Origin of the sequence: Lutimonas halocynthiae (assembly GCF_030409835.1) — a bacterium.
Classification (GTDB): domain Bacteria; phylum Bacteroidota; class Bacteroidia; order Flavobacteriales; family Flavobacteriaceae; genus Lutimonas; species Lutimonas halocynthiae.
The window spans coordinates 549,650-567,769 of sequence record NZ_JAUFQO010000016.1; the positions used below are offsets into that span (position 1 = coordinate 549,650).

The 18,120-nt window shown below is 35.1% G+C and carries 16 protein-coding genes; 6 read left to right on the top strand and 10 right to left on the bottom strand.

Annotated features, from left to right (window positions below):
* Positions 1-166 precede the first annotated feature (166 nt).
* From QWY87_RS15475 to QWY87_RS15500, 6 genes are all read left to right on the top strand, one after another.
* On the top strand, positions 167-823 hold the full coding sequence (locus QWY87_RS15475; protein ID WP_290292904.1) for a TetR/AcrR family transcriptional regulator: 657 nt from the start codon (positions 167-169) through the stop codon (positions 821-823).
* On the top strand, positions 823-2,133 hold the full coding sequence (locus QWY87_RS15480; protein ID WP_290292906.1) for an ABC1 kinase family protein: 1,311 nt from the start codon (positions 823-825) through the stop codon (positions 2,131-2,133). The genes QWY87_RS15475 and QWY87_RS15480 overlap by 1 nt, the downstream gene beginning before the upstream one ends.
* Entirely contained in the window at positions 2,133-2,789 is a 657-nt protein-coding gene (locus tag QWY87_RS15485; RefSeq protein WP_290293726.1) for a flavin reductase family protein, read from the top strand. The genes QWY87_RS15480 and QWY87_RS15485 overlap by 1 nt, the downstream gene beginning before the upstream one ends.
* A gap of 51 nt (positions 2,790-2,840) precedes the next feature.
* Positions 2,841-3,539, top strand: a complete 699-nt coding sequence (gene folE / locus QWY87_RS15490; RefSeq protein WP_290292907.1) for a GTP cyclohydrolase I FolE — start codon at positions 2,841-2,843, stop codon at positions 3,537-3,539.
* Positions 3,540-3,589: 50 nt separating this feature from the next.
* Positions 3,590-4,273 carry an SDR family NAD(P)-dependent oxidoreductase gene (locus QWY87_RS15495; protein WP_290292908.1) on the top strand — a complete coding sequence of 228 codons (684 nt, stop codon included), beginning with the start codon at positions 3,590-3,592 and terminating at the stop codon, positions 4,271-4,273.
* Positions 4,274-4,447: 174 nt separating this feature from the next.
* Positions 4,448-5,311 carry a carboxypeptidase-like regulatory domain-containing protein gene (locus QWY87_RS15500; RefSeq protein WP_290292911.1) on the top strand — a complete coding sequence of 288 codons (864 nt, stop codon included), beginning with the start codon at positions 4,448-4,450 and terminating at the stop codon, positions 5,309-5,311.
* A gap of 52 nt (positions 5,312-5,363) precedes the next feature.
* On the opposite strand, the gene QWY87_RS15505 is transcribed toward QWY87_RS15500, so the two are convergent.
* From QWY87_RS15505 to lpxD, 10 genes are all read right to left on the bottom strand, one after another.
* The gene (locus tag QWY87_RS15505; RefSeq protein ID WP_290292915.1) at positions 5,364-6,191 is read right to left on the bottom strand and encodes a prohibitin family protein; all 828 of its coding nucleotides are present in this window, start codon (positions 6,189-6,191) and stop codon (positions 5,364-5,366) included.
* 39 nt (positions 6,192-6,230) lie between these two features.
* Positions 6,231-8,243, bottom strand: a complete 2,013-nt coding sequence (locus QWY87_RS15510; RefSeq protein WP_290292919.1) for a vWA domain-containing protein — start codon at positions 8,241-8,243, stop codon at positions 6,231-6,233.
* 139 nt (positions 8,244-8,382) lie between these two features.
* On the bottom strand, positions 8,383-9,129 hold the full coding sequence (fabG, locus tag QWY87_RS15515) for a 3-oxoacyl-[acyl-carrier-protein] reductase (protein ID WP_290292922.1): 747 nt from the start codon (positions 9,127-9,129) through the stop codon (positions 8,383-8,385).
* 120 nt (positions 9,130-9,249) lie between these two features.
* Complete coding sequence (locus QWY87_RS15520) at positions 9,250-12,213, bottom strand: M16 family metallopeptidase (protein ID WP_290292924.1); 2,964 nt, start codon at positions 12,211-12,213, stop codon at positions 9,250-9,252.
* 154 nt (positions 12,214-12,367) lie between these two features.
* Entirely contained in the window at positions 12,368-13,240 is an 873-nt protein-coding gene (sucD, locus tag QWY87_RS15525; protein ID WP_290292926.1) for a succinate--CoA ligase subunit alpha, read from the bottom strand.
* 86 nt (positions 13,241-13,326) lie between these two features.
* Positions 13,327-14,259, bottom strand: coding sequence for a UDP-3-O-(3-hydroxymyristoyl)glucosamine N-acyltransferase (locus QWY87_RS15530; protein WP_290292928.1), 933 nt, complete (start codon positions 14,257-14,259; stop codon positions 13,327-13,329).
* Positions 14,260-14,264: 5 nt separating this feature from the next.
* Positions 14,265-14,831, bottom strand: coding sequence for an elongation factor P (gene efp / locus QWY87_RS15535; protein ID WP_290292929.1), 567 nt, complete (start codon positions 14,829-14,831; stop codon positions 14,265-14,267).
* 11 nt (positions 14,832-14,842) lie between these two features.
* On the bottom strand, positions 14,843-15,628 hold the full coding sequence (lpxA, locus tag QWY87_RS15540) for an acyl-ACP--UDP-N-acetylglucosamine O-acyltransferase (RefSeq protein WP_290292931.1): 786 nt from the start codon (positions 15,626-15,628) through the stop codon (positions 14,843-14,845).
* 20 nt (positions 15,629-15,648) lie between these two features.
* The gene (locus QWY87_RS15545; protein WP_290293727.1) at positions 15,649-17,046 is read right to left on the bottom strand and encodes a bifunctional UDP-3-O-[3-hydroxymyristoyl] N-acetylglucosamine deacetylase/3-hydroxyacyl-ACP dehydratase; all 1,398 of its coding nucleotides are present in this window, start codon (positions 17,044-17,046) and stop codon (positions 15,649-15,651) included.
* A complete protein-coding gene (gene lpxD / locus QWY87_RS15550; protein ID WP_290292932.1) occupies positions 17,046-18,080 on the bottom strand; it encodes a UDP-3-O-(3-hydroxymyristoyl)glucosamine N-acyltransferase in 1,035 nt (344 codons plus the stop codon). The genes QWY87_RS15545 and lpxD overlap by 1 nt, the downstream gene beginning before the upstream one ends.
* Between the last annotated feature and the right edge of the window lie 40 nt (positions 18,081-18,120).

The following is an 18,120-nucleotide window of genomic DNA, read 5'->3' on the forward strand; positions in this document are numbered from 1 at the left end:
GATTCATTTTCACAGCTTTCCACCTAAGTTGAAGGCTAATTCCTTAAACAATTTTGGCGCTATTTAAAACACTGATAATAAGTATATTAAATTAATTCATTTAACTTTGTTCAACTTTTTACTATTAAAGTTAGACATTTTTGTATCTTTACACAAAATAAAACTTATGGCACGCAAGAAAAAAATAAACAAAGAAGATATTTTTTCATTTTATATGGACTATTATCTTGAAAATGGAGAGGCTCCAAAATCAGTCTATCAATTGTCAAAAGAATACAATTTCGATGAAGCACATTTTTATCAGTTCTTCGGTAATTTAAGTGCGATTGAAAAATCAATTTTTAAATCATTCTTTGAACAAACTATCGAGCTGTTAAATAAGAGTGAAGAGTACCTGACTTTTGATGCCAGAAACAAACTGCTCAGTTTTTATTATACTTTTTTTGAAATACTCACAGCAAACAGAAGTTTTGTTCTTAGTGTCTTGGAAAGGGATCAAAACAGCCCGCGATTTCTTAAAACAGTTTCTTATTTTAAGCCTGAATTCATAAAATATTTACAAACTCTTGAAATTGAAAGGCTTGATCTTAAAGGTGCTCAAATTGAAAAAATGGTTGAAAAATCTGTTGATGAGAGTCTTTGGATGCAGATGGTAATTTGTATCAAATTCTGGATGGATGACGATTCAGCAGGCCTTGAAAAAACTGACATTTTTATCGAAAAATCAATTAATACAGGTTTTGATCTGATCAATATACAACCCTTAAAAAGTGTTATTGATCTCGGAAAATTCCTGTTTCACGAAAAAATGAACATGAACTAATGAATACAATAGACAGAATTCCAATTACAAAAATTGAACGGGCATCGAACTTAGTGCATACAGGGGCTAAGGTTGGCGTAAATTATTTGAAATATTACGGAAATAAACTCACAGGTACAGAAGGTGAAGCCAGAGCAAAGTTAAATGAAGACAATGCTGAGGATATCTATGACGGACTAAAAAAATTAAAAGGAAGTGCCTTAAAGGTGGCGCAAATGCTGAGTATGGAAAAAAGTCTTATGCCACAAGCATATGTTGAAAAATTCTCCTTATCTCAATTTTCAGTACCTCCCCTTTCACCTGCTCTTGTATTGAGAACTTTTAAAAAATATTTCGGGAAATCACCCCAGGATGTTTTTGATTCATTTGATGCGACATCAGTAAATGCGGCGAGTATCGGCCAAGTGCACAAGGCTGTATTGAACAATAAAACACTGGCAGTTAAAATTCAATATCCAGGTGTTGCAAACAGTATAGGTTCTGATTTGGCGCTAGTAAAACCGATAGCCATTAAAATGTTTAATATAAGAGGTAAAGACTCTGATAAATATTTTAAAGAAGTCGAAGGCAAGTTAATGGAAGAAACAAACTATGATTTAGAGATTGAACAGTCTTTAGAAATTGTAGCTTCCTGTAAGCATATACCTAATTTGGAATTTCCAGATTATTACCCTGACTTATCTTCTGAAAAGATCCTGACCATGGATTGGATGAACGGAATACATATTTCAGAGTATGTGAAGCTAGTAAACGACCAACAAGATCTGGATCAGATCGGACAGGCTCTCTGGGATTTCTATATGTATCAAATTCATGTTTTGAAAAAAGTGCATGCCGATCCGCATCCAGGAAATTTTCTTGTATCCCCTGACAAAGAATTGATAGCACTTGATTTTGGCTGTATAAAAACCATTCCTGATAGTTTTTACCTGCCCTATTTTGAATTGGCAACCAATGAAAATTTAGCAAACCCAATCTTGTTCAAAGAAAAATTATATGAACTTGAGATTTTGCTGGCAGATGATTCCAAAGAAGAAGTTATATTTTTTACTGAAATGTTTCATGAATTATTAACGGTTTTTACGGAGCCTTTTCAAAAGGAAACATTTGATTTTTCAGATGACAGTTTTTTTAGTAAACTAAGTAAATTGAGTGAAAAATATAGCAAAAACACACAACTAAGAAAGATGAATGGCAACAGAGGTTCCAAACATTTTATCTATATGAATAGAACTTTTTTTGGGTTGTATAACCTCATGTTTGATTTGAAAGCAAAGAATGTTGCTATCAATAATTATAAATCGTTATGATGAAATATTTTGACAAAAACTATCTGGCAAATCTTGACCATCTCTACCGTATCAATATGGTAAATTCGAGTTCCGGCTTTAAATCAGCAAATCTTATTGCTACAAAAAGTAAGGATGGAATAAGTAATGTCGCAGTTTTCAGCTCTGTAATTCATTTAGGTTCAAATCCTCCATTGCTGGGGTTTGTAACAAGACCCACAACAGTCCCCAGAAATACCTATAAAAACATAAAAGAAACAGGCTTTTACACGATTAATCATGTGCATGAAGATATCATTGAAGACGCGCATCATTGTTCAGCTAAATACGATGAATCAATTTCAGAATTTTCAATGACCAACTTAGAAGAAGCTTATGACCATGCTAGTCTTGCGCCTTTTGTTAAAGGTGCTCCTGTTCAAATGCACATGCAATTTAAAGAGGAACATCATTTCAAGATCAATGGCACCATCATGATCATTGGAGAGATCATAGGATTATATATTAAAGAAGATCTTTTGAAAGAAGATGGATTCATAGATCTGGCTCAAGGAAAAGTCTCAGCCATTAACGGTCTCGACGGCTATACAATTCCGAAACTCAAAACGAGATTACCTTATCAAAGACCAAAAAGAACACGCCTAACAAAAGAAAAATTTGATCGAATCAATACTTAAAATTTTAACCAATGCTTTGCTAGTCTAAGACAGCATTAAAAAAAGACAGAAATGAAAACAAATGAAGCCTTATTACAAAAAAACAGTTCACCAGTTAAATCAATACTTAACCATGAAGAAATAGGTGATGACCATATGCTAACCGGCATGGATACTCCTATGAAACCCACAGCTTTTTTAATTAGTGACGAGGAGAAAAAAAAGAGAATAGCCTTTCATTTCACAGAAATTATGGACACCTTGGGTCTTGACTTAAACGATGATTCTCTGCAAGGCACACCTGAAAGAGTTGCTAAAATGTATGTAGAAGAAATCTTCTCAGGACTAGATCCAAAGAATAAACCGAAAATAGCCCTTTTTGACAACAAATATAAATACGAGCAAATGCTGGTAGAAAAGAACATTACGTTCTATTCAAATTGTGAGCATCATTTCGTTCCTATTTACGGAAAAGCGCATATTGCCTATATTTCTTCTGGTAAAGTTATTGGCTTGTCCAAACTAAATAGAGTGGTTCAATATTATGCCAAACGCCCACAAGTTCAAGAAAGATTGACAAATCAGATCGCTACCGAATTAAAAAAAGTTCTTCAAACGGAAGATGTAGCTGTCATTATTGATGCCAAACACTTATGCGTTTCTTCAAGAGGAATTAAAGATGATACTTCGGCAACAGTAACAGCATATTATGGAGGCGCTTTCAAACAACATGAGAAGATTGTAGAGTTGCAAAATTTTATCAATTCTTAAATAGAAAATTGTAGAATAATAGCCAAAACAGGTGAATTAATAGATGATTTATGAAAAAAGTTCTTGTAATTGGAGGAAGCAAAGGCATAGGCAAAGCCATTATTAAAAATTTGCAGGGTTCATGTGAATTGATCAATATAAGCAGGTCTGAACCTGTAGAATTTTTAGACAAAATTCAGCATTTCTCATGCGATGTTTTAGCTGATGAACTTCCTGATTTGGAGCAATTGGATGCTTTGATATATTGCCCGGGAAGCATCAATTTAAAACCTTTAAACAGACTTACAGAAACTGATTTTAAAAATGATTTTGAAATTAATGTATTAGGAGCTGTGAGGGTGATCCAGAAGTATTCAAAAATTCTCAAATCAGGTCAAGACCCTTCTGTAGTGCTTTTTAGTTCAGTAGCAGTGAAAATGGGCATGCCTTTTCATGCGAGTATTGCTGTGGCTAAAGCCGGTGTTGAAGCTTTGGTTCGTACCATGGGAGCTGAATTTGCACCCCATATTCGGTTTAATGCCATTGCTCCTACTATAACTGACACAGGTCTTGCAGACAAACTACTTCGAAACGACATAATGAAAGAAAAAATGCGTGATCGACATCCAATGAAATCCTATCTACAACCAGATGATGTTGCTGAGATGGTTGAATTTCTGGTGTCAGAAAAAAGCAAGCGAATTTCAGGTCAGATCATGGAGCTAGATTGCGGGATAGTAAGTTTCAAACTCTAGCCAAAAATTATTTTTGTGATACTACCTAAAGACCATTTGAGTTCATTCCTGCTTAGAAAATCATAAAAGTTGTGAGGTTAACATTGAGCGAGGCACTTCTTAATTCTTTTCAGAACACTGTTTTTTTCACAATATTTTATTAAAAAATTACCTCAATATTTAGTATCATTGCCCATGCAAAAATTTGTATGCACTTTTTTCTTATTCTGCCTGGGTATTACTGCCAATTCGCAAGTAATTACTGATATGCCAGCAGATAGTGTCAAACAAGATACGGTTCTTAGAGAGTTGCATACTAACTTATTTTCACTCAAAGGGCGAATCATAAGCATCGTAGATAAAAAACCACTACAAAGTGCCCATGTTGTCAATTTAAACTCCGTTCAAGGTACCATAACCAATACAAATGGTCAGTTTGAAATTCCTGCTGTAGTAAATGACACCGTTTTTATTTCATATATAGGATATCAATCTATAAAGTTGAAGATCACAAATGACTTGCTTAAAGGAAATGAACTCGAAATTGCAATTCATGAAAAAGTCGTGAATATTGAGGAAGTTACTGTAAAATCTCATAAGCTTATTGGCGTACTTGTAGTTGATGCAAAGAACGTTCCGCAAGATTCTTACAGTAGGATACATATTAATGGCTTACCACAGGCTTATGAAAGCGGCAGCACCTATAATAGAAATTATAACAGTGGTCTTGGTGCTATTTTTAACCCTGTTGACTTTTGGTATAACAAATTTGGAAAGAAGCCAAAAGAAATGGATCGTTTAAGAAAATTAAAGGAAGGCGACCAGATGAGAAACATGATGGAGCAGAAATACTCCAGAGAAATCATGATGGATTATCTTGATATGAGTCGTAAAGAATTAAATGATCTTTTATCAGAATGTAATTATTCCAATAGGTTTATCAGCAAGGCCAGTGATTTACAGATTATTGAAGCTGTAATTGAGTGCTATGAAAACTACAGAGCTTTGCAAAAAGGCCAGGTTAAAAAAGATATGATCCGAGTAAAAGATGCGTATTAAAAAAGGCCGGTTTTCACCAGCCTTTCAAATCTTATTTTAATAATTCTTCTTACTAATTATTTCCAAGAATTAACGGTAAACCATCTGAACCACCAACTACAACTACTTTCGTATTTGCTGATTGAGAAAGTTTAAGCGTTGCCTCAATTCCTTTATCCTGTAAGATTTTATCAGTTAAAGAAGCACTTAAAATTCTGTTTGCATCTGCCTTACCTTGGGCCTCGATACGCTGTTTATCAGCCTCTTTTTGAGCAATCTCTAATTTAAACTTATATTCTAAAGACGTTTGCTCTTGACTTAGTTTTCTTTCAATCGCGTCTTTGATCGCTACAGGCAAGGTAACATCTCTTACCAATACGTCATTAAGCTGAATATGCTGATCTTGAACTATCTTCTTCGTTTCATCAAAAATCTCTTCCTGAATTGCATCTCTTTTAGACGAATAAATTTGTTCAGGCGTATACCGACCAACAACACTTCTTGTTGCTGAACGCATAGCTGGTTTTAAAACCCTATCCAAATAATTGGTTCCTTTAGTTTGATGTAAAAATCCTAGCTCTGCAGTTACAGGCTGATACCAAGCTGTTGCCTCTAATTGAATATCTAGTCCATTTGATGAAAGAACCTTCATTTTTTCAGTTAATTCTTGCTGTCTTGTCTCATATACGATTACCGTATTCCAAGGTGCTACTAAATGAAATCCTTCACCCAAAGGCGGTTGATCTGTAACAACTCCTCCTGCAAATCTTTTCCAAAGTACTCCGGCTTCACCTGCATCAAGTGTAACGGTAGACTTCGAAATAAAGATCAATAAGATGATCCCGATAAAAACTATAGGCAATATCCCTTTTGGGAATTGTAATTGTGGTTGTTGTGCCATTTTTAAATATTTATATTAAATTGATTAACGGAATAAACTTTAAATCATTCCTCGATATTTTCGAAGCAGCCATTCCAAGCTCAAAGATAATACAATTAGCCCTAAAAGCCACTTCCAATCAATTAAAGAAATCAAATTATTACGCTCTTTTTGTACTGTTTTGAAAGTAGGATTCTTGAGCAGTTCTGTTTTTATTCCCTCAAATTGATCTTCATAAAATTCCATACCCTTTGATTGTCTTGCCAATCGCTCTAAGTCATTCCTATTCGGGCTTTGAGATTCTTGCTCTGAAGAAAACGGGACTACTAAAAAGGTTCCGTATTGTTTCTTATCTGCACCCAATTCCTCAACTGCAAACTTATAGCGTCCGGCAACTAAATTGTTGATTTCCAATTCATAAACATTATTCTTTATATAAAAGGGAATTCCTGCCACGCTATCATTTAACTGTAATGACAGTTTAGAATTTAATTCTACATTGAGATTGCTATCATAGTTTTTAACCTGAATCTTTATGGACTCATTTGCATTATAGACCGGTTCATAAAACAAGTCCATGTTTTGATTTCTATCTGACAATTGTAGATATTGCATTAGGCTGTTAAAAAAAAGATCGAATTTTTCAAACGATTTTTCATCACTAAAACTTTGGGCCCGCCACTTCCACATATTTTCACCAAAGAGCACGATTCTTTTAGCATTATTCTCACTAAAAGCAGTGAGTAATGGAAATCCGGTATTTACATCATTTATTCTTTGAGAAAGAAGGACTTCATGCTTGGCAATAAATTCTATTTCTCCAAAAGAAGTTACTAAAGGTGGGAAATTTTCATAACCAAGGTCTTCGGTATAAAACAGATTAAATTCATTTTGGAATAAAGGGAATACATTTTCAATAATACCCGATGTCTTTTTCGAAAATTTATTTTGGACAGTATTTAGAAAATTCCAGTCGGTATGACTTCCAGTAACCAATAAATAATTTAATTCCTTTTCTTCCAACACCTTCATTGCGCTTTCAAAACTGGCATCAGGCTGGTATAACAAAACAACGGAAGCATCATTTGACGTCGCATCAAATTCACTAATAGGAATTAAACTTGCCTTTCTTTGTTTATTAGATTCAATACTTCTTTTAAACATTCCAAGATCAGGATGTAAAACCTTGTAGACAATAGCAACTTCAGTTTGTTCATCCAGAATTTCAACTCCAAAATTATAGCTGTTATTCTGCAGGTTGCGTTCTCCTTCAAAAGGAATCAATCTCGCTTTATATAATTGCATACCTACCGTATCGGCAGCTAAGTAAAAACTAACATAAGCTGATTTTTTCTCTTTGCTAAAGGAAACAGGGCTACTATACATTTCTAAACCATTTCTTTCAACCAGTAACTTCGTTTTTATACGAGCTTCTACATTGGAATTTAAAAACAATTCGACCTGAAATTTGTTATCTAAAGAGGCATAAGCATTCACATTGACCCTGCTTATTTCTAGATCAGAATGCACAATAGTGTCACCTATTATTATCGGAAACACAGGGTTCTTCGAAAGCATATAGGCATAATTATTCCCAAAGGTTTGATTACCATCTGTTATTAATACAATCGGAGATGGTTGATCTGATGACAAGGCATTTAGCCCATCTACAACCTTATGAATATCTGTTTGATTTTCATCAAAACTCAATGTTGTATCAGTTGTAATACCTGAGCCAAAATTGAAAACCTTCAAGTCAAACTTATCAATAAGTTCTTGATCATTGAGAAACGATTGTCGAAACTCTTTTACCTTATCCTCTCTTTCCAAATAAGTGATCGACTTCGAATTATCAGCACCAAGAAATAAATTTGGCTTCTTAACTTCTGTATAATTCTCTTCAAATTTCGGATTGATCAGTAAAAGTAGAATGCAAAATAAACTAATGAATCTTAAAATAGATAAGACCTTTGAATCATTGTTTATTTTTTGCTTATAAAAATACTGATAATAAACAATGAAGGCCGCTATTAAGAGAGCCAATACACTCATAAACAAGCTCATTGTATTCATGTATTATATCAGAATTATAAGTTAAATTAAGGATGAAAAATATGTGTAAATATACTTTTAAAATTTAGGAATTTTATGATACAAAAAAGCAAACCTTTAATATAGGTTTGCTTCTTTGTAATATTAAATTCTATCTTATTTAAGTGAGCATACCTCCGTCAACATTTAAGGTCTGACCAGTAATATACCCTGAAAGGTCAGAGGCTAAAAATATACAGGCATTGGCAACATCTTCAGGAGAACCACCTCTTTTTAATGGAATAGCCTTTCGCCATTCATCAACTGTATTTTGATCGAGTTTGGCCGTCATCTCCGTTTCAATAAATCCGGGTGCTATAGCGTTACATCTTATGTTTCTTGATCCGAGTTCTAAAGCAACAGATTTTGTAAAACCTAAAATACCTGCCTTCGAAGCCGCGTAGTTGGTTTGCCCGGCATTACCCTTAACTCCTACTACCGAACTCATATTGATAATTGATCCCTCTCTTTGTTTCATCATTGGTCTGATGACTGCCTTTGTCAGATTGAAAACAGACTTAAGGTTTACCTCAATTACTTTGTCAAAATCTTCCTCTGAAATACGCATCAAGAGGTTATCTTTTGTGATTCCTGCATTATTGATTAAAATCTGTAAACTGCCAAAATCTGCAAGCACTTCTTTTACCAATTCCTGAGCTGCGTCGAATATAGCTGCATTTGACTGATAACCTTTCGCCTTAACGCCATAAGATTCCAGTTCCTTTTCAAGTTCCTTAGCAGCTTCCACTGAGGCATTGAACGTGAATGCCACGTTGGCGCCTTGTTTTGCAAACTCAACGGCAATTCCTTTACCAATTCCTCGAGAAGCTCCAGTAATCAAAGCCGTTTTATCTTTTAGTAATTTCATAATTTAAATTGTGATTTTCAAAATCAAAGATAATAATTTGTGTTTTAGAAAAACAAGGATTCAAAAAAAGAAAAACCCCACATTATATTGCGGGGCGCTCCTTGAAAGTTTTAAAATAATTTATTGTTTTACTTCTGTCTCTTTGTAGTTAAATAAATAGTCGATATCCATTTCATGAACCTTTCCTAATTTCTTTAAAGCCTCCATGTCAAGGTCTTTTTTATTTCCAATTACAGAAATAGAAAAATTTTGTCCTTTAACATTGGAATCAAAGAATTTACTTACGTCCTCCATGCTCATGCTTTGAATATCCTTATACATCTCTTCTCTGATATCATAGTCAATACCTCTTTTAAGCAAGCTCTCGTAATTCCAAAAAATATTTGATTTTGTAATACGTTGTGCAGCAATTTTCTTCAAAGCAGCATCTTTGGCTTCATTAAATTGCTGCTCATTTTTTGGCATTTCATTTAATAATTCCAACATGGCATCAACTGCTTCTGGCAACTTATTAGCTTGAGTTCCAATATATGCTAACATTCTGTCAGAATCTTCCTTCTTACTTGAAGGGTTATAGACTGCTCCTACGGCATATGCCAAGGATTTTGATTCTCGAATTTCCTGAAAAACTACAGATGACATACCACTTCCAAAATAAGAGTTAAACACTGCTGAAATCGCCATTTTATTCGGATCAAACTTATCTCCCTTGGCAATAAAGTATAACTCAGATTGTACCATGTCAAAATCGGCAAAATATACATTTTTACCAGTTGCTAATTGGTTATATTTTTTAGCCGGAGGATAATCCTTTAGTTCCTTTGAAACTTTATGATGCATATTTAACGAAGTTACAGCTCCATTTACATCATTCCCATAGTAGAAAATCCGGTGCTTAAAATTACTTAAATCTCTAATGATCTCAACCAACTCCGATGGATCCATCTCCATGAGTTCATCTGCATTATATATATCTCTTAATCTGGAATTTTCACCATATTGTGCGTAACTATTAAGTCCGTTTCTTAATACATTGGCTTTTTGCGTTTTTCCATCTGCTCGAGCTTTAAGAATACTGGCTACATATTTCTCATATGCCTCCCTGTCCACAACAACATTTGCCATTAAATGCTCCAACAGCTCTAGGCCCTTATCCATATTTTCCTGTAACCCGGAAATTGTAACATAAGACCGGTCACTTCCTGTATTCACACTATGATTTATTCCTAATTTATAAAGCTCTTGAGCAAAGGCCTCAGCGGAATACTTTTCTGTTCCTAAATATTCCAAATATCCAACAGCAAGCGATAATTTTTTATCATTGTCATTACCCATATCGAAAATAATATTCAAATTAAACAAGTCATTTGTTTTATTTATGATATACGACATACCTATTCCGCTGTCTAAGGTGTTTTTTTGAATTTCCTTCTTATAATCAACAAAAAGAGGTTTTAATTCTTCCGACTCCATAGCATTAAAACTTGCCATAAATTCTGACTGCTTACCCCTGTTCAATTCAATAGGTGTTATCTTCGGATTTTTGACCTTCACAATGTTCTTATCTTCTCCCATACGTTTATAAACCAATGCATAATTATCCTTAAAAAATTCGTTGGCAAAGGTTACCAACTCTTCCTTTGTTATTTTTCTTAGATCCTCTAAAAACTGCATTTTATCACTCCATTTTTCTTTATGAATAAAAGCTGAAAAATACATGCCCGCCAATCCGGTAGCGCTTTCATATTGCCTTGTTTCTCTTAGCTTTAAGTCATTAATAGTAGCTTCCATCAACCATTCATCAAATTCGCCTTTTTTTAACTTTTCAATTTCACCTAACATCAAATCTTTGACTTCATCCAAGGTTTGATCAGCTTTAGGAATCCCATGTAAATCTATATATCCATAGTCATTATTAAATGTAGGGTTTGTGTATGCATACTGAACTAATTGTTTCTGATTTAGGTTCAAATCAAAAAGACCAGCCTTCCCATTTGTAAGGATCATGTCTAATAAAGTGATAAATTTTTCATCCTTAGAACCCACACCATCAGTTCTCCAAGCAAGCTCTACACTTTCATTATTAGGGCCGAAAACCTCCCTTACAACTATGTCAGTCATGGGCTTTTCTTTCGGAAGCTCTGGGTGTGTAACTTCTTTTCTTTCCATTGTACCCAATGTAGCATCTACCATTTTAATCGTATTATCAAAATTAAGATCCCCTACCAAAACGACTGCCATGTTGTTCGGTACATAATATTTATCAAAATAATTGTTAATATCAACTAAAGAAGGGTTCTTAAGATGCTCGGAAGATCCTATAGCAGTTTGCTGGCCATAAGGATGCGTGGGGTATAATCCATCAAGTTTCGCAAAATATTCCTTATGAGGATCACTATCCTGAATACGGTTAAATTCCTCATAAACTGCCTCAAGTTCAGTGTGAAACAAGCGCAGCACCAAATTATCAAATCGCTCTCTCTCAAGAGTAAGAAACTTTTTTAGTTCGTTTGCTGGGATTTTATTGTGATATATAGTCTCTTCAAAACCTGTGTGTGCATTAGTACCTGTTGCCCCAATCGATGCAACCATTTTATCAAATTCATTGGCAACAGTAAATTTTGAAGCAACAAAAGAAATGCTATCAATTTGACGGTAAATGGCGTCCTTCTTTTCTGGATCTTTTTCAGCCCGATGGAGTTCGTATAGATCTGAAATTTGAGCTATTAAAGGCTCTTCGGCTTTCCAATTAGTGGTTCCGTAATGACTCGTTCCTTTAAACAGCATATGCTCTAAATAATGCGCCAAACCGGTACTTTCTTTTGGATCATAACTCGATCCGGCCCTAACGGCTATATAGGTTTGAATCTTAGGCTCGTCTTGGTTTTGGCTGAGATAAACCTTAAGACCGTTTTCAAGAGTGTATAATCTTAATCCGGAAGGATCATTTGTAACAGTTTCATATTTGAAACCATTTGCATCAGTATGCATTTTGGTTTCATAAGAGGATGAATCGCTAGCTTTGCTGCATGCAAGAGCTGTTATAATCATCAATAAATAAGTGAAATATTGTAATTTTTTCATTATCAGAAATAAATATGAGTTATGAAGTAAAAATATTAATTGTCAAGTTGAATAGCACTCCTTTTCAGTTAATTAAGATTTTTTTAACATATGTCGGAGATATAAAAAAAAGCCCGTCAACACTGACGAGCTTTTTTTGATTTATAAAATTTTGTTAGGAAAGTACCTCTACTACCTTTTCACCGATTTGAGCAGGCGATTCGACAACATGAATACCATTCTCAGCCAGAATTTGCATTTTGGCCTGAGCCGTATCATCTTTACCTCCTACAATGGCTCCTGCATGTCCCATAGTTCTTCCAGCCGGAGCTGTCTGACCTGCGATAAAACCTACAACAGGCTTTCTATTTCCATCAGCTTTAATCCAGCGAGCAGCATCAGCTTCAAGCTGACCACCAATCTCACCAATCATAACAATAGCATCAGTATCAGGATCATTCATCAATAATTGTACAGCTTCTTTAGTAGTTGTCCCAATGATTGGGTCTCCTCCAATTCCAATAGCCGTAGTGATTCCAAGACCTCTTCTTACCACCTGGTCAGCTGCTTCATAAGTCAAAGTACCCGATTTAGAAACGATTCCTACTTTACCTTTTTTGAATACGAATCCTGGCATAATTCCAACTTTTGCTTCACCTGGAGTGATGACACCTGGGCAATTTGGCCCAACCAATCTACAGTCTTTCGTATCAATATAAGCTTTCACTTTTACCATATCGGCCGTTGGTATTCCTTCAGTAATACAAATAATCACCTTAATACCAGCCTCTGCAGCTTCCATTATCGCATCAGCAGCAAAAGCTGGTGGCACGAAAATGATTGATGTATCTGCTCCAACTTGCTTAACAGCATCCGATACAGTGTTAAACACTGGCTTATCCAAATGTAATTGTCCACCTTTACCTGGTGTGACACCTCCTACAACGTTGGTTCCATAATCAATCATCTGACCTGCGTGAAAAGTTCCTTCACTACCAGTAAAACCTTGAACAATAATTTTCGAATCTTTATTAACTAAAACACTCATTCGTTTAATTTTATGAATTATAAATATTTAAAAGTATTTCAAATTGTATCCTACAAAAGTATATGAATGCAATGACTAATCCTTTTTTATTTTTTTATTTTTTCTATCAATTTTGGAAGAGATCTTATCATAGCCATTTCTCTGAATTTATCTCTCGCTTCTATTGCCGGAGATCCAAAATAAGCCTTTCCTGGTTCAAGATCCATACCTATGCCGCTTTGCGCATAAACTTCTGCTCCTTTTCCTATTCTTAAACCACTTTTAATCCCAACCTGACCCCAGATAATCACCTCATCTTCAATCACATTACAACCAGCTATTCCTACTTGTGAGGCAATCAGGCAATTTTTACCGATTACTGTATCATGCGCTATCTGAACCTGGTTATCAAGTTTGCTACCCCAACCTATTGTGGTATCACCGGTTACACCTTTATCAATAGTACAAGCGGCACCAATCTCAACATGGTCTTCAATAATTACCCGACCTACAGAATTTAACTTATCAAAACCATGCGGTCTTTTTTGAAAATAAAACCCGTCTGAACCTAAAACAGTACCTGCATGAATAATCACATTATTACCAATAACACAATGATCATAAATCGTAACATTTGGGTGAATTAAACAATTATCTCCAATTTTAACGTGATTTCCGATAAATACATTGGGTTGAATAACCGTGTTTTCTCCAATAGAAGATGAGCTCGAAACTGACTCACTTGCCGCTCGAAATGCCCTAAAATGATTTGATAATCGATTAAAATCACTAAACGGATCCTCTGAAATTAACAAAGCTTTCCCTTCAGGACAAGCTACCTCCTTATTGATTAGAATAATCGTAGCAGCTGATTCAAGGGCTTTGCTATAATATTTGGGATGGTCAACAAAGACAATATCTCCCGGCTCAACAACATGGATTTCATTCATTCCTTCAACCGGAAATTTCTCATCACCAACAAACGAAACATCTATAATTTTCGCTATTTCTTGTAAACCATAAGTTCTTGAAAATTTCATAGAAACTATTCTTTCACTCTTTCAATATACGACCCTTTCTCCGTATCAATCTTGATCTTATCGCCTTCATTTATAAACAAAGGAACATTCACCTTTGCACCAGTTTCCATCGTTGCCGGTTTAGTTGCATTTGTAGCCGTATTTCCTTTTAGTCCAGGCTCTGTATGGGCCACTTCTAAATACACATGAGATGGCATGTCAACTGACAATGGCAATTCATCTGAGGTTCTGGTAATAATCGTAACCACTTCGCCTTCTTTCAATAATTCTGGAGCATCCAGTGATTCTCTTTCCAAAGTAATCTGGTTATAATCATCTGTATTCATAAAATGATAGGTATTCCCTTCTGGATACAAATACTGATATTTTCTAGTTTCAACACGCACTTCCTCTAGCTTATGACCAGCTGAGAATGTATTGTCCAGTACCTTACCAGTAGTAAGACTTCTCAATTTGGTTCTTACAAAAGCCGGGCCTTTACCCGGTTTAACATGAAGAAATTCAATTACCTTATAAGTATCATTGTTAAAGACGATACAAAGTCCTTTTTTAATATCTGATGTACTTGCCATTTTTATTTTTTCTAATAATTACTAGTGTATCCTTTCATGATACCCCTTTGTGAATTGTTTATAAATGTAATCACCTCATCTCTTTCAGGACTTGCGTCTAATTCGGCTTCTAAAATTCTGGTTGCTTGGGTTGTGTTGTTATTTTGTTGAAACAGTATCCTGTAAATATTTTGAATTTCATTGATCTTGTCAGAACTGAATCCCCGACGTCTTAAACCAATTGAATTGATACCTACATAAGAAAGCGGTTCTTTCGCTGCCTTAACAAATGGAGGTACGTCTTTTCTAACCAGCGATCCTCCTGAAATCATAGCATGTTTACCTACGTGAATGAACTGATGAATACCAGCTAATCCGCCAATAATTGCATATTCACCGATCTCTACGTGGCCTGCAAGCGTTACACCATTAACAATAATAACATTATTATGAATGATACAATCATGCGCCACATGGGCAGTTGCCATAATCAAACAATCATCTCCAATCTGAGTCTTACCATAGGCTTGTGTACCCCTATTAATAGTAGCACATTCTCTTATGGTCACATTGTCTCCTATTACTACTAAAGAATCCTCGCCCTCATATTTTAAATCCTGTGGAATCGCAGAAATAACTGCTCCAGGAAATATCCGGCAATTCTTACCAATTCTAGCGCCTTCCATAATGGTAACGTTAGAACCAATCCAGGTGCCTGAACCAATGGTAACATTGTTATGAATGGTTGAGAAAGGTTCTATGACCACATTGGTAGCAATCTTTGCTCCCGGGTGGATATATGCTAATGGTTGATTCATCTGATTTGGATTAGTTTAATTTATTTTTCAGGATTTCTAGCTATCTGGGCCATTAATTCTGCCTCAACAACCAATTTGTTATTTGCATAACCATACGCCTGCATATGACAAATCCCGCGACGTATCGGCGCTACCAATTCTGCTTTAAAAGTCAAGGTATCTCCGGGTAGTACTTTTTGTTTGAATTTAACATTATTCATTTTCATGAAATAAGTCAAATAGTTTTCAGGATCAGGAACTGTACTTAAAACAAGAATTCCTCCACATTGTGCCATGGCTTCAACTTGAAGAACACCAGGCATTACCGGCGCTCCAGGAAAATGACCAACAAAGAAAGATTCGTTCATCGTCACATTCTTCATTCCCACAACATGGGTTTCTGAAAGTTCAATGATACGATCTATAAATAAAAAGGGTGGCCTGTGAGGCAATAATTTCATGATTTGATGAATATCCATCAATGGAGGCTTGTTAAGATCGTATTGAGGAACTTTATTCCTTTTTTCGATCTTGATCAACTTCATCATTTTTTTGGCAAAATTCGTATTGATCTTATGTCCTGGTTTCGTAGCGATTACCTTACCTTGTATCTTGGTTCCAATCAAAGCTAGGTCACCAATTACATCCAGTAGTTTATGGCGAGCGGCCTCATTAGCCCAATGTAAAGTCAAATTGTCAAGAATGCCATTTGGATTTACTTTTACCGATTTTTTATTAAAGGCCTGGCTCAATTTTTCCATGGTTTTTTCAGACAAAGGTTTGTCTACATAAACAATGGCATTATTAAGATCTCCACCTTTAATAAGGTTATTGTCAAGAAGCATTTCAATCTCATGCAAAAAACTGAATGTTCGTGCATCAGCTATCTCCGTTTTAAAATCACTTAATTTATCTAGCGTAGCATTTTGGGTTCCAAGTATTTTTGTCCCGAAATCAACCATAGTCGTTACCTCATACTTATCTGACGGCATAATCATAATCTCACTACCCGTTTCTTCATCTTTGAATGAAATAATATCCTTTACTTCATAAACATCTCTCTCTTCATCTTGTTCTACGATACCTGCTTGCTCTAATAATTGAACAAAATATTTGGAAGAACCATCCATAATAGGAGGTTCAGGAGCATTTATTTCAATGATAATATTGTCAATATCCAATCCAACAACTGCAGCTAATACATGTTCAGAAGTATTGATTATAACACCGTTCTTTTCAATATTGGTACCTCTTTGGGTATCCGTAACATAGATGGCCAACGCTTCAATAGCTGGTTGTCCTTCAAGATCAGTTCTGACAAAAGTAAAACCAGTATTTACTGCGGCAGGTTTAAAAGTTAATGAGACTTTATTACCTGTATGTAAACCTATTCCTTCAATAGAAACCTCTCTTTCAATCGTTTTTTGGTTCATACTTATTATTTAATATTTTGATTATCCCTTTGTTTTTCAAGTTCATCTATTCTCGAACTCCATTTTGGTAAATTTCTAAAATGCACATATGATTTATTAAAATCATTATAAGGCATCGCCGGACTTCCTTGAACAATCTCATTATCACCAATTGATTTCCCAATTCCAGATTGAGCCTGTATCCTGACATTATTTCCTATGGTAAGATGACCTACTATTCCAACTTGTCCGCCAATTTTGCAATCTTCACCAATCTTAGTGGACCCTGCAATTCCGGTCTGTGCCGCAATAACAGTGTTACTTCCTATTTCAACATTATGCGCTACATGAATCTGATTATCCAATTTAACACCTGATCTAATTATGGTTGAACCTAAAGTGGCTCTGTCAATTGTAGTGCCAGATCCTATATCAACATTATCTTCAATGATTACATTTCCTATTTGAGGTATTTTACTATAGCCACCTTTTTTATCCGGGGCAAATCCAAAACCATCACAGCCAATAATACTGCCAGAATGAATTGTACATTCATTTCCAATTATACAGTCTGAATATATTTTAGCTCCCGAAAAAAGAGTTGTATCATTCCCAATCACAACATTATCGCCAATAAAAACATTCGGGTAAATTTTGACATTACTGCCAATACGAACATTTTGACTCAAGTAACTAAATGAACCTAAATACAGATCAGCGCCATAAGAGGCAGTTTCGTGAATAAAAACAGGCTGCTCAATTCCAGATTTGTGAAGCTGAATATTATTATAATATTCAAGTAATTTGGTAAAAGCCATATACGGGTCCTCCACTTTAATCATGGTACTCGATACTTCTTTTTCAGGCACAAATTTTTCATCGACTATGACCACAGAAGCCGCCGTAACATAAAGCCATGAATTATACTTTGGATTGGATAAAAAAGTAAGAGACCCCTTCTCACCTTCTTCAATTTTTGAAAGCTTAGAAACCTCTTCTTTGGGGTTACCATAAACTTCTCCATTTAGGATTTCAGAGATTTGTTCAGCTGTAAATTTCAAACGTTGCGTTTTAATATGATAGTTGATGAATGCAAAAATA